17 protein-coding genes are annotated in these 21,988 nt (G+C 40.3%); 13 read left to right on the top strand and 4 right to left on the bottom strand.

Translation table 11 applies throughout. From position 1 onward, the window contains the following. Positions 1 to 205: 205 nt before the first annotated feature. Positions 206 to 2,071 carry a helix-turn-helix transcriptional regulator gene (locus tag ACK1I8_RS01560; RefSeq protein ID WP_412467615.1) on the bottom strand — a complete coding sequence of 622 codons (1,866 nt, stop codon included), beginning with the start codon at positions 2,069 to 2,071 and terminating at the stop codon, positions 206 to 208. A 195-nt stretch (positions 2,072 to 2,266) separates the two neighbouring features. Between ACK1I8_RS01560 and ACK1I8_RS01555 the strand changes: the two genes are divergently transcribed. From ACK1I8_RS01555 to ACK1I8_RS01545, 3 genes are all read left to right on the top strand, one after another. Beyond that, a complete protein-coding gene (locus ACK1I8_RS01555; RefSeq protein ID WP_412467614.1) occupies positions 2,267 to 2,599 on the top strand; it encodes a DUF4870 domain-containing protein in 333 nt (110 codons plus the stop codon). Between the two features lie 74 nt (positions 2,600 to 2,673). Next, complete coding sequence (locus ACK1I8_RS01550; protein ID WP_412467613.1) at positions 2,674 to 3,330, top strand: suppressor of fused domain protein; 657 nt, start codon at positions 2,674 to 2,676, stop codon at positions 3,328 to 3,330. Positions 3,331 to 3,394: 64 nt separating this feature from the next. Continuing rightward, entirely contained in the window at positions 3,395 to 3,922 is a 528-nt protein-coding gene (locus ACK1I8_RS01545) for a hypothetical protein (protein ID WP_412467612.1), read from the top strand. A 14-nt stretch (positions 3,923 to 3,936) separates the two neighbouring features. Here the strand turns inward: ACK1I8_RS01545 and ACK1I8_RS01540 are convergent, their stop codons facing one another. After that, positions 3,937 to 5,781 (bottom strand): helix-turn-helix transcriptional regulator, encoded by a 1,845-nt coding sequence (locus ACK1I8_RS01540; protein ID WP_412467611.1) that lies wholly within the window; start codon positions 5,779 to 5,781, stop codon positions 3,937 to 3,939. 229 nt (positions 5,782 to 6,010) lie between these two features. On the opposite strand from ACK1I8_RS01540, the gene ACK1I8_RS01535 reads away from it, so the two are divergent. The 6 genes from ACK1I8_RS01535 (at position 6,011) to ACK1I8_RS01510 (ending at position 11,442) form a co-directional block, all read left to right on the top strand. After that, positions 6,011 to 6,340 carry a DUF4870 domain-containing protein gene (locus tag ACK1I8_RS01535; RefSeq protein ID WP_412467610.1) on the top strand — a complete coding sequence of 110 codons (330 nt, stop codon included), beginning with the start codon at positions 6,011 to 6,013 and terminating at the stop codon, positions 6,338 to 6,340. A 159-nt stretch (positions 6,341 to 6,499) separates the two neighbouring features. After that, on the top strand, positions 6,500 to 6,967 hold the full coding sequence (locus ACK1I8_RS01530) for a hypothetical protein (protein WP_412467609.1): 468 nt from the start codon (positions 6,500 to 6,502) through the stop codon (positions 6,965 to 6,967). 17 nt (positions 6,968 to 6,984) lie between these two features. Next, positions 6,985 to 7,476, top strand: coding sequence for a hypothetical protein (locus ACK1I8_RS01525; protein ID WP_412467608.1), 492 nt, complete (start codon positions 6,985 to 6,987; stop codon positions 7,474 to 7,476). 119 nt (positions 7,477 to 7,595) lie between these two features. Further along, positions 7,596 to 7,826 carry a hypothetical protein gene (locus ACK1I8_RS01520; protein WP_412467607.1) on the top strand — a complete coding sequence of 77 codons (231 nt, stop codon included), beginning with the start codon at positions 7,596 to 7,598 and terminating at the stop codon, positions 7,824 to 7,826. 253 nt (positions 7,827 to 8,079) lie between these two features. Continuing rightward, positions 8,080 to 9,573 carry a hypothetical protein gene (locus ACK1I8_RS01515; RefSeq protein ID WP_412467606.1) on the top strand — a complete coding sequence of 498 codons (1,494 nt, stop codon included), beginning with the start codon at positions 8,080 to 8,082 and terminating at the stop codon, positions 9,571 to 9,573. Positions 9,574 to 9,723: 150 nt separating this feature from the next. Continuing rightward, positions 9,724 to 11,442, top strand: coding sequence for a cytochrome-c peroxidase (locus ACK1I8_RS01510; protein ID WP_412467605.1), 1,719 nt, complete (start codon positions 9,724 to 9,726; stop codon positions 11,440 to 11,442). Between the two features lie 197 nt (positions 11,443 to 11,639). Here the strand turns inward: ACK1I8_RS01510 and ACK1I8_RS01505 are convergent, their stop codons facing one another. Continuing rightward, on the bottom strand, positions 11,640 to 12,323 hold the full coding sequence (locus ACK1I8_RS01505) for an arylesterase (protein WP_412467604.1): 684 nt from the start codon (positions 12,321 to 12,323) through the stop codon (positions 11,640 to 11,642). Positions 12,324 to 12,380: 57 nt separating this feature from the next. Here ACK1I8_RS01505 and ACK1I8_RS01500 point away from each other — a divergent pair, with 57 nt between their 5' ends. From ACK1I8_RS01500 to ACK1I8_RS01485, 4 genes are all read left to right on the top strand, one after another. Continuing rightward, a complete protein-coding gene (locus ACK1I8_RS01500; RefSeq protein WP_412467603.1) occupies positions 12,381 to 13,115 on the top strand; it encodes an ABC transporter ATP-binding protein in 735 nt (244 codons plus the stop codon). After that, on the top strand, positions 13,105 to 15,639 hold the full coding sequence (locus ACK1I8_RS01495; RefSeq protein ID WP_412467602.1) for an ABC transporter permease: 2,535 nt from the start codon (positions 13,105 to 13,107) through the stop codon (positions 15,637 to 15,639). The genes ACK1I8_RS01500 and ACK1I8_RS01495 overlap by 11 nt, the downstream gene beginning before the upstream one ends. 258 nt (positions 15,640 to 15,897) lie before the next feature. Beyond that, a complete protein-coding gene (locus ACK1I8_RS01490; protein ID WP_412467601.1) occupies positions 15,898 to 16,080 on the top strand; it encodes a hypothetical protein in 183 nt (60 codons plus the stop codon). Positions 16,081 to 16,131: 51 nt separating this feature from the next. Then, the gene (locus ACK1I8_RS01485) at positions 16,132 to 17,421 is read left to right on the top strand and encodes a gluconate:H+ symporter (RefSeq protein WP_412467600.1); all 1,290 of its coding nucleotides are present in this window, start codon (positions 16,132 to 16,134) and stop codon (positions 17,419 to 17,421) included. A gap of 2,096 nt (positions 17,422 to 19,517) precedes the next feature. Here the strand turns inward: ACK1I8_RS01485 and ACK1I8_RS01480 are convergent. Next, positions 19,518 to 21,965, bottom strand: a complete 2,448-nt coding sequence (locus ACK1I8_RS01480; RefSeq protein WP_412467599.1) for an outer membrane beta-barrel protein — start codon at positions 21,963 to 21,965, stop codon at positions 19,518 to 19,520. Between the last annotated feature and the right edge of the window lie 23 nt (positions 21,966 to 21,988).

Genomic DNA, 21,988 nt, shown 5'->3' with positions numbered 1-21,988 from the left:
TGTTTAGGTTATTGACTGTTTCCGAATGTAAAACTATACAGGCTATAGTTTACAGTATCACCCTATCAAAGTAATGACCTCCTATTGTCAAATAATAATAAGTGCAGTTGTTTTCAAACAACAAAAGATGTAATCATCTGCAACAATTTGTTTTTATAATCAAGTCAGATCTAAGATGAATTTCATTTAATGAAGATAACTGCAATTACTTTAACTGCTGCAGAAACAAATTTAAATCTTCATCTTTGCCCAGACCCAATTTTTGTTTAATCCGGTAACGGCTCATACGCACACTTTTAGGTTCGATACCTAAGCGAGCTGAAACCTCTTTATTGGTCAAGCCCATCAGCATATAAGAGCAGTATTTTAAATCGAGCCGGGTAAGTGCGTGGTTGGCTTTCCCTTGCAGCCGTTCAAAAAAAGCAGGATTGGTTTCAAAAAAATCTATCTTATGTTCTTCAAATACTTTATCCATCTTTTTCTGCTGGTTCACAATTCGTTTGATCTGTTCATCAACCGAAAGGTGACTTTCAGGATTTAACTTTTCGGGTATAAGCTCCAGCAATTCATTCTTTTCTTCGATCTGTAAATTCCCAGCCAATACTTCTTTTTCCAGGCGCTCCTGACGCTCTTTGAGCAATACCTGCTCGGTTTGAAGCTGTATCGCTTCTGCCTCTTTTAACTGTGCCCTTAATTCGACGGCCTTTTTTTCCTGATCAATCAGTTCTTGTTTTCTGATCGATGCTTTAAGCTTATAATTGTAAGACATCAGCAATAAAAGCAATGCGGCAATTCCCGTTAATCCTGAAATAACATAAACCACATTTAGTTTTTTGGTATACCTGGCTTGCTGTTGTAAATAGGCAATCTCCTGCTCTTTTTTTGCTGATTGATACTGTGCTTCTATCCTGGCGGTGCTATTTATTTTTTCTTCATCAAAAGCTTTTTTATAATAATCGAAATATTGCTTAAAATAGTTTAAAGCGGCCTGCTGATTACCTTTTTTCTCGGCAATATTTGCCAGTCCCTGGTATATTCTGGCCTGCGTGAGTGGCATTTTTACGACCGCACCTGAAATTTTATTCAATCCGGCAAGGAGTAGCCTTTCTGCCTCATCGTAATTTCCATCGCGTAATGCATATTCGCTCCTTAATCCATAACAGTTTAGTAAAACCTCCAGTAAATTTGTTTTTGCAGCTATTTCCATTGCAATATCAACATATTTTTCGGCGCTATCGCGATATGAGGCTGGAAAATATTGAAAATAGGCATTGGCGGTATTTAACGCGGCAGCTGCCGTATTGCTGTAAGTGAGCATGCGGCCTTCCTGTTCTTTTGAAAGCCGAAGTGATTTTTTATAGGTAAACAAAGCCGAATCAAGCAGGTTGCGTTTTAGCGTATCTTGCTTATAGCGGTCAAAATAACTTTGTCCAATAGTAAAATAAGCATTGTTTAACACGTCAACCTGTTTACTTTTTATCGCACTCGCATAGCATAATCTGGCATATTTCTGCTGTTTTGATGGATCATTGCCATAACCATAAAAACTGGCCATATAGTGGTAAATGGTACTTTCGTAATCATCAGCATGCTGGCCTTTAAAAAAATCGAGGGCTTTAAGCAGCTTGGCCGACGATTTATCATTTTCATCGTTCACGAGGTCTAACCAGCCACTTCTAAACCATACAAAGCCTAATGCAATAGGGTCTTTTGTTTTTTGTGCATAATGCCTGGCGCTATCTAAACTGGCATAAGCGCTTTTAAGGTCTTTTTTCCATACATATAAATGTACGAGTGTAGCATAGGTCATTGCTTTACTTTTTCCATCCCTTAATCCTTCTGCAATTTTAAGGGCCTCATTGGCTTGTTGAAAAGAAAGCGGAAGATTTTTTTCAAAATTAGCCTTGGCCAGTCTGCAGTATACATTCGCCTTTTCTTCCTTCGACATGCTGCTCTGTGCCAGCAAACGATTTAACGAGTCGATATAGATCTTTTGCGCTTCGGCATTTTTTAGAAAAAGTAAAAGACAAATTAAAATACCTGATATTTTTTTCAGTGGTAGCTGCATCATCAAAAATAAAAAACAAACACTTTACAAAAATAGAATTACAATAAATAATTGAAATTTAGCCGTTTTAAAGGCTTTTGTAGTCTCCTTGTAGACGGCATTTAAAAAATTCGTAGTCGGAGTGTAGCTCCCTTTTTCTTGGTTGGACATAAAGGCAACCATAATTTTGTATTGTTTAGTTCACCAAATTTTAATCTCATGAAACAGAAAACAATTGCACTGGTTGCCTATATCACGCTCATCGGCTGGATTGTTTCCTACCTGGAATTTAAAAAATCGAAAGATAAAAGTGCATTGGCCAATTACCATTTGGGGCAGTCACTTGGTATTATCATTACCACTATCCTATTCAGTATCTTAAGTGGTATTATCCTGGCCATCATTCCATCATTAGGCTTCATTTTTTATCTCATTTTATTAATTCCATTTATATTGATGCTACTGGGTATGGTTACTGCAAATAATGGTTTGGAAAAGCCTGTTCCATTAATCGGCAGCATATTTGAAAGGAAATTCAATTTCATTACCTAAACTTACGCCAACAACCCATACGAGATTAAAACGGTAAAATCTTTGGAAACATTTTAAACTTAACCAAAATTATCATGACCTCTGAACGATATAAGCAGCAGTTTACATCAGATGATAGCCCCGGATGGCAGGCGATAGATGACCAACTGAAAAAAATTTATGGTACTACCGAAGCCCGGCATTATCCACCGCTTTGCGGAATCCATTATGTTGCAGGCGGAACCGATCCGATAGATGGTGTCAGTATTTATGATAGCAACCACCAAAGCTTTCACCAACACCTCATCAGCTATGGCATGAGCGAACTTTATTACAATGAAGAAAAAGCAGGTGGGGAATTTAGCAAGTGGGGGTTTGAATTCACCTTTCGCTTAGCCCCATTTAAAGATGATGAAAAAGATCCCATCTGGGCCATACAGGTGATGAATAATTTAGCCAGGTATGTATTTTCAAGTGGTAAATGGTTTGAGGAAAACCATTTTATCCCGGCTAATGGGCCTGTAAGGCTAAATACTGATACCCAGATCACAGGTTTTGTTTTGGCATTGGATCCTGAACTGGGAAAAATTGACACTCCTCACGGCGAAATAAGCTTTCTGCAGTTAGTAGGAATTACCAATACTGAAGTAGAAGAATTGAAAAAAAATCCCTCTACAGGAGCCGTTGAAGAACTGCTCGAAAACCTAAAAAAAGATAATCCATTATTAATTACCGATTTAAACCGGAATTAACATTCCATTAGGATTGACTTAAGTAATATCTATATTCTTTAAGCGCTAAATTATTTTAAGTTTTATGGTACAGAGAAATATCTTTTTTACGCTGCTGATCTTTTGTTTAATTGCTTGCCAATCGAAAAAGGCAGTTCAGCTAAATACAGTCCTTGCAAACTCAGAAAGAACTGTATTTAATATCATGGTGGGTAAAAACGGACCCAACGAAAGAAAGCTTAAATGCATTATTGATTGCGATTTTAAATGTGCCCTACAGGCGATTGATGATAAGGAACAGGCTTTTAATAAGGTAATTAACGAGATAAATGCGCTGGAAATAAAAGATGTAGAATACGGAAATGACCTGAAGAAAGCCGCAATCAGCTATTATGACGCCCTAAAACAATTGGAAATGTCAGATCGCCGGGAAATTGCCCTACAGCAGCTAAGCCAGGATAAAAACAGTACAATACAGGTGCGTGATCGTGTTACCACTAACCAAAGGGAGTTATTGAACCAAAAACTGGAAATGCGTAAGCTCATCAATCAAAAAGAAAATAAGCTTTCAGAGGTAAAAAGACGGTTTAATTCGGTTAACCACCTTAATTGATAAAAAGAAGCACACTATCCAATATCCTGTAAAAACAGTTTTAGGTCTTCATCCCTACCCAAACCCAACTTCTGCTTTATCCGATAACAACTCATTCGTACACTTTTGGCTTCGATATTCATCAACCGGGCAATTTTTTTGGTATCCATTTTTAGATGAAGGTAGGCACAAAGTTTTAAATCGAGTGGGGTGAGTTTTTGTTGTGCCCGTTGATTTATCAGTGAAAAAAACTCCGGGTGTACCTCCTGGATCTGAAATTTAGCTTCTTCAAAATCATTATCCAACAGCAATTCTTCATTCCAGATTTTTTTGATATTCAGCCGCTGGTTATCAATAAGTTTTTCCTTAAGTTGAAACAGCATTTCCTTTTTATGCTCAAGCTGCAATTGACTGGCCATCATTTCTTTCTGTAATTGTTGCTGCTGGCTTTCCAACAAAAGCTGCTCCGCCTTCAACCTCGCCTGTTCCTCTTTTTCAAACTTCATTTGTAGTTCGGCATCCTGTTTTTCTAAATGCAATTGCCTTTCACGCTGTAAAGAGTACCTTAACCTGAAGTGGTAAGAGCGAAACATAAATATAAGGCCCAGTATAGAGGCAATGGCAATACCAATGTAGAGGTACTTTTGCTGCCTGGCGTATTTTTCGCGCTGCTTTAATAGTTTAACCTCATTACTTTTCTTTTCAGCCTCATACTGTACCTCGAGTTTCTGGGCATTTAAAGTCCGTTTCTCATCAAAATATTTACTATTGTATTCGGTTACCCGTTTCTGCAATTCTAACGCTTTTTTGTATTCACCCTGTTGCTCATAAAAAGTAGCCAAAGCGGTTGAAACATTGATTAAAGTGTAATAGTATGGAACTTTTTGAGTTTTTAATACGCTATAGGCTTCTTGCAGATAAGCTTCAGTCATTACAAAATTTTTATCTCTCCTGGCATATTCACTCAAAATCCCCAAACTGCTTGCCCTGATTTCTTCACCATTAATCGCCCCTTTCATGACTTCATTAGCCATTTCTGCATAGCGAATGGCATTGGCTTTTGCAGCCTGATCGGTATCAGAAAAGTAGCGCAGGTAATAATCAGCGCTATTGACACAGGCAATGCCATAAGTTTTGCGGGCAACGTATTTAGGGTATTGCTGGTAGAGGCTTTGAGCTTTATTTAAATAGTAAATGATACTATCACGTAACGCTTCATTTTTATTACTGGCGTAATTATAATCAGCGGCAACAGATAAAGCAATATAACAATTGCTCAGCAGGTTATAATCGGTGGTTTTTAGTGCATTTTCGGTAGCAGCACGTGCGTATTTATTTACATTTTTAACATCGTCCCAATGGGTATTAACCATGTAGAGCAGGTAATATATTTTAGCACTAAGGTAAGGGTCAGCTACTTTTTCCAACAGCTTTAACGCAAGCCCGCAATATTTCGTAATCTGCTCTGAATTGTCTATTGCATTATAAAATAAAGCCTGTGCATAATAAGCATAGGCCATTGCAACAGGCTGCCGTGATTGTTGTGCAATCAAAAATGCACTGTCGCCCGCTTTTTTTGATAAAACAAACTCTTTGGTTGTAGCATATATGCTCGACTGTATGGTATAGGCTTTCGTAGCCTCCGTTAAATTTTTAAATTTTAAAGCTAATGCTGCGCTTTGCTGAGCCTTTTGAATCGCTCCTTTATAATCGCCGTTAATTCTATTTCTTTCAGCAAGCTGTGTTAACAATGCCGGTTTATCTTTATCGCTCAACCTGTTAAGTGAAATACTCTCCAATAAAGTTTGCGCATTGGTTACAAAATAACTGATGCAAATGCCAATTAAGAGAAATATCCTTTTAAAATGTTGATGTTTCATAGGGTAAAATTAGCATAAAGATTGGAGTTAGGTGATTATTGTAGACAAAACGATAAAAACATAAGACAACATAAAAATCTGACATACAAACAATTACATTAAACTGTAGATGTATTGTAGACGCTTTACAAAAACGTTGTAGATGCTCTGTAGCCACCAGTTTTTTTTAGATGATGATGGTTAATGCCAAATTTGATCTAAATAATTTTCAACCTTAAAAACAGAAATCATGGACAACAAAACCCTTTCAATCGTTTCTTACATCACCCTTATTGGTTGGTTAGTTGCTTATTTTGCCGGAAAAGATAAAGCTGACACTTTGCTTAAATATCACTTAAGACAGTCGTTAGGTCTTGCCATCGTAAGCATTATTTTCAATGTAGCCTTTAGCATTATTGCCGGGATAGCACCTGGTTTATCCTTCCTGGGATTTGTAGGTTACGCATTCATCATTCTTTGGATCATTGGAATCATCAATGCAGCAAATGGTGCGTTAAAACCTGTACCATTTATTGGTAAATGGTTCGAAGACAAATCTTCATTTGTTGGTAAATATTAATAAAGAAGCTTATGCGCCTCAACATCAACATGTGATGCTTATGGTGATGGTTTACCATCACCGCATCCTTTTTGCGGTAGCCCGGGATTAACCTGAAGTTATACCTGAAACAGATATTATCAAAATGAAGTACATATTATAATCTCCATAATCATAAAAATGGAATCATTTAAATACTTGGAACAAGAAGGAAATACTTATTATCTAAAAGCACAAAAGGGACTTCTATATAGCCTTACATTTGGCTGTGTTGCGTCCATAGTAGCCATATTGATATACAGTACGAGCAAAGCGACATTTTTATATGTTGCTATTTTGGCTATTGTGGGCCTATTGTGCATCCTGCGCACAACAGGTATTATTATTTTCGATAGCCTAAACCGGGAAATACAGCGTAAGCGTTTTTTCTTCAGTAAACCGGTAAACTACAGCTTTGATGATTTTGACCATTTTCTCATCGCAAAACAAAAGAGCTATTTTATCACCATACTTGTTCAGGCCCTTATGGTCATGAGAAAGGATAATAAAACCCGGCATATTTTATTGGCGCAAACGTTATTTACCGCTAAACCCTTGCAAAGACTTAGTGATGAAATAAGTACGATAATGGGCTTGCCGCAATATTAAAAACGCAAAACCAAGGTATGACAGGTTATAATTTAAAAACAGAAAGTGGACGTCTAAGTTTTCAGCCTGAACGAGATTACAAAGGCAAGATTTTATGTTTTACATTACTTGCCGCAGGAATATTTGTGGTAACACCCATGCTTCATCTCTACCGCGATACACACTGGGGCATTATGGCAATTGGTTTTGTATCTGCACTAACAGCACTTTACGATTTTATCTTCCATTTTAATGTCACTTACATTTTTGATCCATACACTGGCTATGTCTATAAAAAGATCCCTGGGTTATTTACCCGAAAAATAATGGCATTTGAAGATGTATATATCCTTCATATACAGGAAGATGGGCTATTGTATTATGCCTTATCACATAAACAGAATAAGTTTGGCAAAAGCTTTGCCATTAGCCATACCTTTGGCAGCAACCGCAAAAGCCAGATCCGCCAGGCAACTTTTGAAACAGAAATTTTAACTGAGATTAAAAAAATCATCCACCACAGCATATGACCGGTTAAGCCCCATTAAACACCATTACCTATATTGATCTGGCTAACCCACAAATATGAGCAAAGGATTATCGATCTTCTGGATACTTGACATGTTGTTTTTTTGCAATTCCGTTTCCCATGTTGATTTATCACAACAGCATGCATAACCTGATGGGCGATCATCCATGGTATTCCCTTTCGATACTGGCCATATCTGTGCTATTTTGGATGCCCATTGGCTCCGGAAACATTCAAATGCAGAAAGAAAACCCGATTTATGCGGGCTTAGCCAGGGGAATTCGTCGAAGAAATTACAGCTTTTCTTTTTATTCTGGAGTAATAGAAAAATTATCAGCAGCCAAAATGTAGTTGAAAGACATAGTTTTGGCTGAAGATAAAAAATATCAATATAAACAAAAGTGCTTAAAATCAGGTGGTTTAACAGATATAAGCATAAAATTTCTGGCTTTTACTTAAGGTCGTCGGTTAAAAAAGTGCTGTAAAACCCGAATAGCCAGGCCCTACACAGAACCATTCTAAATTAAGCGATGCATTTTAGCTTAACACATACTTTAATTTCTGGAAACATAGCCCGTTTAATTTTGCCGAAACGGAAAACAAAATGATGAACAAAACTTTAGTAAAGCAAAAAGCTTTAACCCTTGCTATTGCTGCATTCGTTACTTCGGCAGTTGTAATCAGTGCCTGCAAAAAGAATAATGAGGCAGAAAACCCAGAAATCACTACACCGGCAACACTAAAAGATTATTCAGTAAACCCCGCTTTGGTAAAAGCAATGCCCGGTTTCGAAAACCTGAACATTACGACTTTAATCAGCTCGGATGATGTACTGCCTGAATCGCCGAATTTTATTTTTGGTGCGCAACCTGATGGAGCAGGAATAATCAAAAACCCTGCAGGCGAAGGTTTTATTATGATTAACAATCATGAAATTCTTCAATCGGTATCACGTGTATATCTGGATAAAAACTTTAAACCGTTAAAAGGAGAATACATTGTTGATTCGGATGGCGGTATGACCCGTTTATGTTCTGCTACCATGGTAACTCCGGAAGAACATGGCTTTTCTAAGCCCGTTTTTTTAACAGCCGGAGAAAGCGGTGCAGAATCGATGATCCACGCCATCGACCCGCTTGGTGCAGCTGATAAAAAGAACAAACAAAGAACAGTTAGCGCATTGGGCAGATGGAGTGCTGAAAATGCTGTGCCTCTCCCTAAAGGGGCATTTGCAGGCAAAACCGTAATTATGATCGGTGAAGATGAGGGTGACGGACAATTGGCCATGTATGTATCCAATACACAAGGTGATCTGGAAAACGGGAAGTTGTATGTAATGAAACGCAGCAATAACGACCCGATAGAAACCAATATGGAAAAAGGACAAAGCTACGATGTGGAATTTGTGGAACTTGATAATGTAAAAAGCAGTACTGGTGCACAGTTACAGCAACAAACGATTGATAAAAAAGCGTTAATGTTAGCCCGTGTAGAGGATATCGATTACAGAAAAGGCAGCGCTGCAAACGGACGTGAGGTATATTTTACGGCAACTGGAGTAAGCCAGGGCGATAAAATTACACCAGTAAGCGGAAAAACCATGTGGGGCCGCGTATACAAACTGGTATTGGATGCGGGTAACCCATTAAAAGGCAAACTGGAAGTTGCTGTTGACGGAAATGACAATCCTGGAAAAAGCATTGTAAACCCGGATAACCTTTGTGTAACCGAAAACTATGTTTACATCCAGGAAGACGGAGATTCATTTTACAAAAACAACGACCACGACGGAACGATATGGCAATTTGCAATAGCTTCAAAATCGTTAAAACCGATGTTGCAAATGAACCACCGCCGAACAGATGCAACCTTTAACGCTAAATATAACCCATCAAATAATGTACAGTTAAGCAGCTGGGAATATGGGGCCATGTACGACATCTCTGCACTAACCGGCATCCCGGAAACATTTATAGTTAATTTACACCCACACACGTGGACGAGTGATAAATACAAAAATGCCGATGGTGGTACCACCAGACTGGCAAATAATAGCGAAGGCGGACAAGTGGTAATTGTTCGCGGCGTTTCGAAGTAAGCTGTTTTACCTTTTTATCCCTTTTGGCAAATGCCGGAAGGGATTTTTATATTTTATTTCACCCCCTATCCGAGTATGTTTAGCCTTAAAAAAATTGTTTTTTTCATTGTACTCATCACCCTTACTACCCTGCTATCCATTTTCTGCAAAATGAACAACAAATCAAATGCAGAACTGGTGAAAGCAGATTTTGACCGGGAGCTTAGTGAACTTCAAGAGATTATTGACAAAAATTTATTTCAGGCCATTCAAAAAAAGGATGAAAAAGCCATTAAACAATCTTTTCTACAGGCGAGAATAAAATATAAACAGTTAGAGTATTATATCGAATATTTTTTCCCTTCAACTTCTGTTTTGCTTAATGGTGCACCAATTGATGAAATCGAACTGGGCGAAAATCTGATTGAAAATCCTACAGGTTTTCAGGTGATGGAAGAAATTATCTACCAAAATCCAACTATAGAAAACCGAAAGGAATTAGAGAATGAGGTAAAAAAAATGCAGCTCAACCTGCAACGGGTTAAACGCTTTAATGAACAGTACCAGATTACCGATGCGCAATTATTTGATGCCATCCGGTTAGAAATTTTCAGGATCACCAGTTTAGGCATTACGGGCTTTGATACCCCAAATGCTTTACAGTCGATCCCCGAAGCAGCTTCGGCACTAAAGGGAATAGCTAACGTACTTGCCCGGTATAAAAATAATGGATCAGCTAAATTGATAGCTTCAGCAATCAGTTACCTGAATAGCCACAACAATTTTAATCATTTCGATCGCTTAACCTTTATCACATCATATCTTGATCCGATCAGTAAACACATCAACCAACTTCGTTTAGGAAAGAAAATACCTGTCGCCGCCAGCGGCTCTGCGCTTCGTGATGATGCAACAAGCATGTTCCAGGTAAATGCCTTTGATGTAAACAAATTTGTAGGCAACAGCACTTTATTTATCAATGACGATAAAATTGCGCTTGGAAAAGTACTGTTTAATGATGCCGTACTTTCTAACGGAAATAAAAGAAGCTGTGCCAGCTGTCATCAACAGTCACTCGCGTTTACTGATGGTTTAACCAAAGCAGCAGGAATAGCAAAAGGGGAAGTATTATTAAGAAATACCCCAACCCTAGCCTATGCAGGTTTACAACGTGGGTTTTTTTATGATTTAAAGGCAGGCACCTTAGAAGACCAGGCACTTGATGTAGTCCATCACAAACAGGAAATGAACGGATCGCTCAAAGAAGCGGCGATGCGCATCAACTCATCAAAAAATTATGCTGCCCTTTTCCGAAAGGCCTATCCAGACAAAAGCACAAAAGCAGATCCATGGAAAATTCAACATGCGCTGGCTTCCTACATCCGCTCATTAAACCCGTTCAACTCCCGGTTTGACCGCTATATGCAGGGAGATAAAAAACAGTTAAATCAGCAAGAGAAAGCCGGATTTAATCTTTTTATGGGAAAAGCCAAATGTGGAAGCTGTCATTTTGCCCCCCTGTTTAACGGTACGCAGGCACCCTTATTTATGAAGAGTGAGGCAGAAGTTTTAGGCGTACCGGCTACAACAGATACCCTAAAGCCAAAAATAGATCCCGATTTGGGGCGGTATGCACTTTACACTTATCCACAATATAAACACGCTTTTAAAACTTCAACCGTAAGAAACATTACCAAAACCGGCCCATATATGCACAACGGTGTTTATAAAACCCTGGAAGAGGTAATCGATTTTTACAACAGGGGTGGAGGAGCTGGTATGGGTATTAAGGTTGATAACCAAACGCTGTCTGGTGATAAGCGAAATTTAACGAAAACCGAGATTAAACAGATTATTGCTTTTTTAGGAACACTTGAGGATTCACTATAACCAGATTTAACTTTTACTCATAACCAATACATGAGGTGGTTAAAAAATAAAATGATATCGCCACACCGATAAAATAACCTCCGTGCTTTCTCTTTTCTCCGTCTGTGGTTAAATATTTTTGGCCAGGGAGACATGGAAACCACGGAACCTTATTTTTAAACATAATGCCTAACCCTGGTGTCCTTCCGGGATAAAAACTACAATAAATCCTTCAATACCACCCAAACATTCTCTGCTAAAATCTTATCCCCTTCTGCTGTAGGGTGAATGCCATCGGCCTGGTTTAATTTTGGAACACCGCCAACTTTATCCAATAAAAAAGGAATCAGGGCCATGTTGTTTTTCTTTGCCAGTTCAGGAAACATGTTTTTAAAATCGGCAGCATATTTTGCGCCCATATTCGGTGGAACCTGCATGCCTGCCAATACCATTTTAGCATCTGGATATTTAGCTTTTACGCGATCAATAATTGCCTGCAGATTTTTAACCGTCTGTGCAACTGGCAATCCTCTGAGCCCGTCGTTAGCCCCCAGTTCGAGTACAAAAATATCTACACGCTGTTTGAGCAGCCAGTCAATACGCGATTTACCTCCGGCAGAAGTTTCTCCACTCAAACCACCGTTTATTACGTTATAAGGCATTTTCAAAGAATCAATCCGGTTTTGGATCAATGCCGGGTAAGCTTCTGTCGGGTCTAGTCCGTAACCTGCAGTTAAACTGGTACCAAAAAAAAGGATATTTTTTCGTTCGGTTACTACAGCAGTCTTCTTTTGGTCAGTTGAATCTAAAGTTTTATCATTATCATTTTTACTTTGCCGGTTTCCGCAGCTAAAGAGGATCAGGCTCAAAACAAATAGCCCCATTAATCGTTTTCGTAACATATCTAATTAATCTGTATCTAATTATCAAACCATTATCTTAACAGGAAATGCCCTGTTATGTTTGGCTTCATCTATACGCAAACCCTAAAAATTCAGCTATTGGAAAGCATATTAAACATCCGAAATGTAAGCAAAATTTACCAAAGTGCCGGACGGGAACTCCCCGTTCTGGATAACATTAATTTCGCTATAACTGCCCGCTCAACGGTAGCCATTACAGGGCCTTCGGGAAGCGGAAAAACCACCTTACTCGGTTTATGCGCCGGTTTAGACCGGGCGAGCAGCGGAACAGTTGAACTTAACGGAATTGCGCTTGAAAAACTGAATGAAGATGAGCGCGCTGCGGTGAGAAACCAATATGTAGGTTTTATTTTTCAGAATTTCCAGCTGCTACCTACCTTAACTGCATTGGAAAATGTAATGGTACCTTTAGAACTAAGAGGTGCCAAAAACATCCGTAAACATGCCTTAGAACTATTGGATAAAGTTGGTCTGGCCGACCGATCGCACCACTATCCCATTCAATTATCGGGTGGAGAACAACAGCGCATCTCTTTAGCAAGGGCTTTTTCGAACCAACCGGCCATACTCTTTGCGGATGAACCTACAGGAAACCTTGATGCCGAAACCAGCGAAAAGGTAATCAAATTGCTTTTTGATTTAAATAAAGATGCAGGAACTACCCTGATCATTGTAACCCACGACCTTGAACTGGCGGCCAGAACGGAAAGGAATATTAAAATTAAAGGCGGCATCATCATTTCAGACGAAAATCCTGCTTATGTCCAATAGCCTTCCAAAACAATCTGTTCCGTTTTCCTGGCTGTTTAAAATGGCCTGGCGCGACAGCCGAAAAAACCGTACCCGTTTGCTGCTCTTTATCTCATCGATCATTTTGGGCATTGCGGCTCTTGTTGCCGTTTATTCGTTTAAAGATAACCTGCAAAAAGATATTGATGCACAGGCAAAAGAACTTACGGGTGCCGATCTGGTGTTGGATAGCCGCAAGGGTGTAAGCAAAGCCATGCAAAAAATGCTCGATACACTTGGCGATGAACGATCGCAGGAGAAAACTTTTGCTTCGATGATCTATTTCCAAAAGGGAGGTGGCAGCCGCTTGGTACAAATGAAGGCGCTGGAGGGAAATTATCCATACTTCGGAGAGATAGAAACCATTCCGCTGGCCGCTGCAAAAAACTTTCAAACCGGAAGAAATGCCCTGGTGGATCAAACCCTGATGATGCAGTTCAACGCAAAAGTTGGCGATTCGGTGAAAATAGGTGACCTCAATTTTAATATATTGGGTACGTTAACCAAAGCACCCGGACAAACCGGGATTGGGGCCAGCATTGCCCCCACGGTTTATATCCCGTTACAACTGCTCGATAAAACCAACCTGATTAAAACAGGAAGCCGGATCAACAATAAATTTTATTTCAGGTACAATGATCCATCCGGAATAGATGAGTGGGTGAAAAAGAACGATAGTAAACTGGAACAGGAAGGCTTTGATGCCGATACAGTAGAATCGAGAAAAGAACAAACCGGAAGATCTTTTAAAGATGTGAACCGTTTTCTGGCTTTATCCGGTTTCATCGCATTGTTACTGGGCTGTGTTGGCGTGGGTAGTGCCATCCACGTGTATATCCAGGAAAAATTAAGTGCCATTGCCACGCTGAGGTGTTTGGGATTAAAATCCCGTCATGCTTTTTTGATCTACCTGATACAGGTCTTTTTTATTGGTTTAATTGCTGCTGTTTTAGGTGCAGCTTTAGGCACAGGCATACAGTTCCTGCTTCCGTTGGTGTTAAAAGATTTTCTACCGGTCGAAATTACCATGCAGGTTTCGTGGCCGGCTGTTGGTCAGGGAATTTTATTAGGGTTGATCATCTCGGTCCTCTTCGCCCTTCCCTCCCTTTTATCCGTTAGAAAAATTTCGCCATTAAACGCCATCCGGATCTCTTTCGAAAAAACCGGAGGTAAAAGGGATCCTTTAACCTGGCTGGTGTATGTATTGATGGCCGCCTTTATTATCGGCTTTACCCATTTGCAAATGAAAACCTGGGTACAAACCCTGGCCTTTAGCTTGAGTATCGCCATTGCTTTTGTGCTGCTCATTATCCTGTCTCAGTTATTGATGTTCCTGGTTCGTAAACTCTTGCCAAACTCATCCAGTTATTTATGGCGACAGGGATTTGCTAACCTTTACCGCCCAAATAACCAAACCTTAATGCTTACGGTTTCCATAGGCTTATCAACCGCATTTATCTGCACCCTATTTTTTGTTCAGGGCATATTAATGAGCCGTGTTACACTTTCAGCTGGCAACAACCAGCCCAATATGGTGATGTTTGATATCCAAAATGCGCAAAAAGAAGGATTAGACAGTTTAACCAGAGCTTTCAAACTGCCTTTAATGAACCAAGTGCCGGTAATTACCATGCGCATTGAAGAGATTAACGGGAAGAAAGCCAGTGCTGATACCAACAACAGGAGAGCTTACCGCAACGAAATCAGGGCTACTTACCAGGATACTTTAACCGCAGCAGAAAAAATTACAGCAGGGGAATGGATCGGAAAAATAAAACCCAACGAAACCGTCTATATTTCATTGGATCAGCGTTATGCCCAACAGATTCATGTCGGGCTGAACGATAAAATTCTTTTTAATGTTCAGGGTATGATGATCCCGACGGTTGTTGGAAGTTTAAGGGAAGTAAACTGGAGCAGGATGCAAACCAATTTCAGAGTAGTTTTCCCTGCCGGGGTACTCGAAGAGGCACCTCAGTTTCATGTGTTGATGACCAGGGTACCATCTGGTGAAGTTTCCGCACGTTTTCAGGGCGAAGTGGTACAAAAATTCCCGAATGTTTCGGTGATTGATTTAGACCTGGTGTTAAAATTATTAGACGAATTATTAAGTAAGATAGGTTTCGTCATCCAGTTTATGGCAGGTTTTAGTATGGTTACCGGCTGGATTGTGCTTATTTCTTCGGTATTAACCAGTAAAAACCAGCGGATAAAAGAGAGCATTTTACTGCGTACCATGGGTGCCAGCAGAAAACAGATTTTTGCGATCAACGCCATCGAGTATTTCTTTTTAGGCGCATTTGCCGCAGGTGCCGGATTAATTTTAGCCATCAGTGGAAGCTGGGCATTGGCTAAATTTACTTTTGATGCAGCCTTCATACCTCCGTTGGTGCCAACTTTACTATTGTTTGGTTCAATTGTGTTGCTTGTAGTGGTTACGGGCGTGTTAAGTACAAGAAGTATTTTAAACCAACCACCGTTAAAGATTTTGAGAACGGAAGGGTAAGCGTGTTCAATTAAAAGTTTTCAGGAGTTATTTTTTTAAAAGTCGTCATGCTGAATTTATTTCAGCATCTCTCTCGCAGTCAAAGTAGCATCTCTAAATTAATTTAACATAAACATAGCTACTGTTTCCTTATCATCAGAAGACCCTGAAATAAATTCAGGGTGACGATGCCTTTTTAGAAACGCCAAAAGTTATCCGCTTTTAAAATCCATTTAAACTACAATAGAGTTCTTATTAATAATCGATACTTTTACTTTTATGATCAGATTAAACAGCGATACGCCCAACGATATTCTTCAGGAGGTAAAAATAGGAGATATGGTTACCGATACGTTCAGTAAAACCGGCCTGGTAGAAAGCATAGCAGTAAAAGACGATGGCCTATACCGGATTTACGAATTTAACCTCGTTACCGGAAGAACCATTACGATTAAAAAATAGTTGAGGTTAAAAACCTATATTTAATCACATTTACCTCATATTTCTAGCCAAATGTCATTATTGATCCTGCTTTTCGGTATTTTATCGCTTTTTGTGTTAATCTTGAAAAAGATTAACCCTATGATTGCGTTGATTGCGGTGGCCATTATCACAGGTCTTTTGCTGGGGATGCCCGCCACAAAGATGATGACGTCCATTAGCAATGGAATTGGTAGTACGCTGGGCAGCATGGTTATGGTTTTGGCGCTTGGCGCCATGATGGGCAAATTAATTGAAGACAGCGGATCAGCAAAAAAACTCGTTTTCATTTTAATCCGGGCTTTCGGTAAAAAAAACATCCAGTGGGCCGTGCTGTTGACGGGCCTTTTAGTGGGCATTCCATTATTTTACAATGCTGGTTTTGTGGTTTTAATTCCTCTGGTTTTTGCCATTTCAGCCACAACCGGGTTATCAAAATTATACGTCGGCATCCCAATGGCCACTGCCCTTTCGGTAACACATGGGTTTTTACCCCCTCACCCGGGGCCTGTTGCTTTAGCCGGAATTTTCCATGCCGATATTGGTAAAACATTAATTTATGGGTTAATTTTGAGCGTTCCTATTGCAATTATCGCCGGAATCTATTTTCCACGATTGATCCTCAAACAAAATCAATCGGTCGCACTGCACAACTTTAATCTTAGTGAAGAAGAAAATCTTCCCTCTGCTGCAAGGAGTTTTGTTACCGCATTGTTGCCGGTATTTTTAATCATCGCCGGAACCATAGGGAGCAGTATCAAGATAGATTATACAGGCAAACCGCTGTTTATATTCTTAGCTGATCCTACTGCTGCCTTGTTAATTTCGGTTATTATTGCGCTGGCTCTTCAAAAAACCTCCATTACAAAAGCGATGGAATCCTGTACTGAAGGCGTTAAAAGTATCGCCATGATTATCCTGATTATTGCAGCAGGTGGCGCCTTTAAACAGATCTTGATTGATAGCGGTATGGGCGAAACGGTAAAACAACTTACCGGCCACCTGAATTTATCGCCCTTACTGCTCGCCTGGCTCATTACCGCATCGCTCAGGGTAACCCTGGGTTCGGCAACGGTGGCCGCACTAACGGCTTCAGGTATGGTACTTACTCTAATTGGCCCCGGCGCACCGCCAGAGCTAATGGTATTATCCGTTGGTGCAGGAAGTTTAATGTTTTCTCATGTAAACGACACCGGTTTCTGGATGTTTAAGGAATATTTTAACCTCAGCCTTAAAGAAACTTTTAGCACCTGGACCATGATGGAAAGTTTGGTTTCGGTTTTGGGGCTTGCTGGGGTGCTGGTTTTGAACCAAATTTTGTAGGGAAGAGCGTTGTCAACTTTTAATAACCATAGCGCTATTAAGTTGACAACTCTTCAACAGGCCATAGATTTATCTGATATAGTGTTTCAGTTAAGATAAAGATCATTTTTTTTTGAAAAGCACTTGCAGAAGCGTTTAGGTTAAAACAGCCCCGCTCCCGCTTCCTCGCAGATTTTCCTATTAAGAATCGGTCGTCATTTCGACTGTAACGCAGTGGAATGGAGAAATCTTTAAACTGTGCTTTCCCTTACTTTTAAGCATATCTATTCCCGATGGCAGCTTTCCCCTGAAGTGAAAAAGTTTCATTGTCATTCTGAACGCAGTGAAGAACCCCTAGGCTATGCGAAGCAAATCTTTCAATCAAAAGATCCTTCGTACCTCAGGATGACAGAGAATAATAACGGAAGCCCGAAAATATCATTTACTAACCACCCCCGCCCCTCCTAAATCAGGAGGGGAGTTCCCCTCATAGTTTCCAGGAATCAATCCATGGATATCGTTTATGCTCCACGCTATCTGCACCCTGCTACCGGCCTTGCAGATTTCCGCCGGAAAAAGCATGGAAATCTTTGCACTCCCCCTCATTACCTCACAGCCCAAGGCAGGATCAAAGCGGGAGCGGTGGAATAAGGCAAGGGCTAAGAGCCTCGATGCTGCCGCTATCAAGATTTCCGTAGCTTTTTACAAGGAATTGCGCAGCAATCTTTTATACAGATAAAAACAACATTAGCCCATAAAAAACGGTGCTAGCCTTGATTTATGCCTTCTTAGTTGTTTTTTCATAGGCAGGCATGCTTTCACTGCGCTCAGGTTTTGTTACCTTTTTATCAAGAAACCTGCGAAGCAAGCTTGAAGACCGATAAAAACATATACAGACACTGAAAAAAGGTAAGAGCCTATCGGCGGCGGTGGACCTGTACCGATTTTTCATCGGTAGCCGAGGCAAGACTGAGCGAAGGGCAAAAATAAATTTCATTTATTAACCACCCCCGCCCCTCCTAAATCAGGGGGGAGTTCCCCTCATAGTTTCCAAGAATCAATCCATGGATATCGTTTATGCTCCATGCGATCTGCACCACGCTATCCGGCCTCGCAGATTTCCGCCAGAAAAAGCACGGAAATCTTTGCACTCCCGCTTCATAGCCCACAGCCCAAGGCAGGATCAAAGCGGGCGCGGAGGAATAAGGCAAGGGCTAAGAGCCTCGATGCTGCCGCAATAAAGATTTCCGTAGGTTTTTACAAGGAGGGCTGCTAGCCTTGGGTTTTTGTTTCTTTTGGGCCAAGCCAAAAGAAAGAGCCCTTCGGCGGCGGTGGACCTGTACCGATTTTTCATCGGTAGCCGAGGGAAGACTGAGCGAAGGGCAAAAATAAATTTCATTTGTTAACCACCCCCGCCCCTCCTAAATCAGGAGGGGAGTTCCCCTCATAGTTTCCAAGAATCAATCCATGGATATCGTTTATGCTCCACGCTATCTGCACCCTGCTACCCGGCCTCGCAGATTTCCGCCGGAAAAAGCACGGAAATCTTTGCACTCCCGCTTCATAGCCCACAGCCCAAGGCAGGATCAAAGCGGACGCGGTGGGACAAAGCCAGGGTAAGAGCCTCGATGCTGCCGCAATAAAGATTTCCGTAGCTTTTTACAAGGAATTGCGCAGCAATCTTTTATACCGATAAAAACAACATTACCTCATAAAAAACGGTGCAAGCCTTGATTTATGCCTTCTTAGTTGTTTTTTCATAGGCAGGCATGCTTTCGCTGCGCTCAGGTTTTGTTACCTTTTTATCAAGAAACCTGCGAAGCAAGCTTGAAGACCGATAAAAACATATACAGACACTGAAAAAAGGTAAGAGCCTATCGGCGGCGGCGGACCTGTACCGATTTTTCATCGGTAGCCGAGGGAAGACTGAGCGAAGGGTAAAAATAAATTTCATTTGTTAACCACCCCCGCCCCTCCTAAATCAGGAGGGGAGTTCCCCTCATAGTTTCCAGGAATCAATCCATGGATATCGTTTATGCTCCATGCGATCTGCACCCTGCTACCGGCCTCGCAGATTTCCGCCGGAAAAAGCACGAAAATCTCAACTATCTATAACCTTAATTCTTCACCCTGTTCTTTTCAGCATCGGCACCAGAAGATTCATGTTTGGCTGGCGAAGAAAAGGTCTTTCCAAAACGATAGCTAAAACTTAAAACAAAATTTCTGGAATCTTGTCTGTTTCTCCAACCCGCTTCGGTAGCCGCAAGGTTATTAATTATCCCATTGTATATGCGGGTTCTGAAAATGTCGTTTGCAGTTAATTTCAGGGTACTTTTTGCTGAAAGTTTTTTCTGCACTGCTGCACCAAACTCATGCACAGCGCCCAGTAAAAACTGCACATTGGAAAGTTTACTCTGATAATTCATGTTCATTTCCGCATTCCACGTCGGACTGATTTTAAATTGCAAATTCGGGTTTGCCCTTAAATAACTCCCGTTGGTTACCAGAAAGCCCGTGTAAAAAGCTGTTTTTGAAACTATTTTTGCGTACTCGACATATGCATTCAGTTTGAGCCATTTAGCAAGGTCGATTTCTGCATTTACTGAAATATTAGCTATCCTTGTTTTGCCCACATTTGCTGGTCTGCTGTAGTAGGTACCATTTAAAATCTCGATGGTTTCATTCACTTCGTCCCTCACCCAGCTATAACTCAACGCCGTGGTAATCTTACCTTTATAAGTATGAGAAAGTTCGATACTTTGGGTAAAAGAAGGTTTTAAGAACGGATTACCCACATAATAGGTAAACTTATCCAATGGTGAAAAGAACGGATTAAGGTCCTGATAATACGGACGATCGATCCTTCTCCCGTAATTCAGTCCGAGTTCGTTATTTCCTACCGTATCAAGCTTGTAAGAAAAATAAAGCGTTGGAAACAAACTGTTATAGGTTCTTTTAAAAGTAGAATCAGGTTTGATCGGATTGCCCAACTGATGCCCGTTAGAAACTGTATTTTCATACCTCAAACCTGCCTGAAGCGAAAACCGCTTTCCTTCCCTGCTCATGTTCAGGTAAACCGCATTAATATTCTCCTTATACAAAAAGTGATTGCTCTTTTCATCATCTGCACTCGTTTTTCCATTTGCGGTATTAGCATACTCAGCAATATTATCTGTTTTGGTATAGGCGGTTTTAACGCCCGCATCCAGCTTCCACTTGTTTTTTAAAGGATGCGAATAATCCATTTTGGCAGTATAAATATCAATATCCGATGGCAGGTTACCCGTTAAAATATCCTGGTATTTTAAAGCTCCGCCGGGCAGGTAACTGAAGTTATAATAGGTCTGATCGGTTTGATCCCGATAAAGCAGGTAATCCGCATCAAAGGTTAATTCCCGACCTGCCTGCTTAAATTTATGCCTGTAATTTAAATTGACACCTGCATTTTGGTATTTGATCTGATCAATATTTTCGGCCCTGATGACCGAATCTAACTGCATGGAGGCATTAGAAAGATTACTGGTATTGTTATTTACCTGTTTGGAAATCCTGTTCATGCCTGTAAGTACCACACCCCATGTAGTTTGCTCTGACGCATAATAATCAAGCCCGGTTTTCAGGTTTAAAGTATTACCGTGCCTGCGGAAATAAGAATTCTGATTAAAGTAGGATTTGGCACTACCATCAGCATTTTTATATTTCCGGTTCAGATCAAGATCGGTAAAACTGTTATTGAGGTTATAACTCAGGTTTCCAAAAACATTAACCTTATCTTTTCGGTAATTAAAGTTGAAACTGTTGTTCGAACGGCTTAGCTCGCCCTGGTTTAAACTCAGATTAATCCCTCCGTTAAAGCCTGCGCTTTTAGTTTTCCTGGTTTTGATGTTAATTACGCCTCCATTGCCGGCAGCGTCGTACTTGGCCGGTGGATTGGTCATCAGTTCAATCTGATCAAGAGCAGAAGAAGGCAAGGAACGCAAATAATTCTCCAGATCAGAACCCGATAAATAAGTTGGTTTATCATCAATAAAAATAGTTACCCCGTTTTTACCTTTTAAAGAAATAACTCCGTTCTGATCTACATTTACGCCGGGCGATTTGCTCAGCACATCTAACGCAGTGCTGCCCGCATTCGAAATCAATGCATCCACATTCACAACAGTACGGTCTATTTTCCGTTCTACAAAAGCTTTTTGTCCTGAAATAGTCACCTCTTTTAAATCGGTTGCCCCGGTTTTGATTTTAATATCTGGTAAGGCAATAATGCTATGGTCTGCAGTTAGTACCAATGTATCGGTTTGGTATATAGGCGATCCGACTACCGATATTTTAATCAGATATTTTCCATATCCAAGCTGATCAAAACTGAATAGTCCATCTTTCTCGGTAAAGGTAGTTTTAAAAAGCACTGAATCTTTAAGGAGGGCAACTGTAGCAAATTCAATATTCTTTCCCTCGGCATCCAATACTCGACCGTAAATTTTTGGCTGAAGGCTTTGGATCTGGGCAAAAGTAAAGGCAATATTCATCCATAGGCTTAAAAAAGCCATGATCTTAAATTTCATGATGTAAATTGGATTAGCGCTTT

It is taken from the genome of Pedobacter sp. KLB.chiD, from assembly GCF_047040275.1.
Classification (GTDB): Bacteria; Bacteroidota; Bacteroidia; order Sphingobacteriales; family Sphingobacteriaceae; genus Pedobacter.
This window is presented reverse-complemented; position numbering and strand designations above follow the sequence as displayed.

Excerpts from the sequence above, each read along its gene's own strand:
- ACK1I8_RS01560 (WP_412467615.1), bottom strand. The coding sequence starts at position 2,071 with ATGATGCAGCTACCACTGAAAAAAATATCAGGTATTTTAATTTGTCTT.
- ACK1I8_RS01555 (WP_412467614.1), top strand. The coding sequence starts at position 2,267 with ATGAAACAGAAAACAATTGCACTGGTTGCCTATATCACGCTCATCGGC.
- ACK1I8_RS01550 (WP_412467613.1), top strand. The coding sequence starts at position 2,674 with ATGACCTCTGAACGATATAAGCAGCAGTTTACATCAGATGATAGCCCC.
- ACK1I8_RS01545 (WP_412467612.1), top strand. The coding sequence starts at position 3,395 with ATGGTACAGAGAAATATCTTTTTTACGCTGCTGATCTTTTGTTTAATT.
- ACK1I8_RS01540 (WP_412467611.1), bottom strand. The coding sequence starts at position 5,781 with ATGAAACATCAACATTTTAAAAGGATATTTCTCTTAATTGGCATTTGC.
- ACK1I8_RS01535 (WP_412467610.1), top strand. The coding sequence starts at position 6,011 with ATGGACAACAAAACCCTTTCAATCGTTTCTTACATCACCCTTATTGGT.
- ACK1I8_RS01530 (WP_412467609.1), top strand. The coding sequence starts at position 6,500 with ATGGAATCATTTAAATACTTGGAACAAGAAGGAAATACTTATTATCTA.
- ACK1I8_RS01525 (WP_412467608.1), top strand. The coding sequence starts at position 6,985 with ATGACAGGTTATAATTTAAAAACAGAAAGTGGACGTCTAAGTTTTCAG.
- ACK1I8_RS01520 (WP_412467607.1), top strand. The coding sequence starts at position 7,596 with ATGTTGATTTATCACAACAGCATGCATAACCTGATGGGCGATCATCCA.
- ACK1I8_RS01515 (WP_412467606.1), top strand. The coding sequence starts at position 8,080 with ATGATGAACAAAACTTTAGTAAAGCAAAAAGCTTTAACCCTTGCTATT.
- ACK1I8_RS01510 (WP_412467605.1), top strand. The coding sequence starts at position 9,724 with ATGAACAACAAATCAAATGCAGAACTGGTGAAAGCAGATTTTGACCGG.
- ACK1I8_RS01505 (WP_412467604.1), bottom strand. The coding sequence starts at position 12,323 with ATGTTACGAAAACGATTAATGGGGCTATTTGTTTTGAGCCTGATCCTC.
- ACK1I8_RS01500 (WP_412467603.1), top strand. The coding sequence starts at position 12,381 with ATGTTTGGCTTCATCTATACGCAAACCCTAAAAATTCAGCTATTGGAA.
- ACK1I8_RS01495 (WP_412467602.1), top strand. The coding sequence starts at position 13,105 with ATGTCCAATAGCCTTCCAAAACAATCTGTTCCGTTTTCCTGGCTGTTT.
- ACK1I8_RS01490 (WP_412467601.1), top strand. The coding sequence starts at position 15,898 with ATGATCAGATTAAACAGCGATACGCCCAACGATATTCTTCAGGAGGTA.
- ACK1I8_RS01485 (WP_412467600.1), top strand. The coding sequence starts at position 16,132 with ATGTCATTATTGATCCTGCTTTTCGGTATTTTATCGCTTTTTGTGTTA.
- ACK1I8_RS01480 (WP_412467599.1), bottom strand. The coding sequence starts at position 21,965 with ATGAAATTTAAGATCATGGCTTTTTTAAGCCTATGGATGAATATTGCC.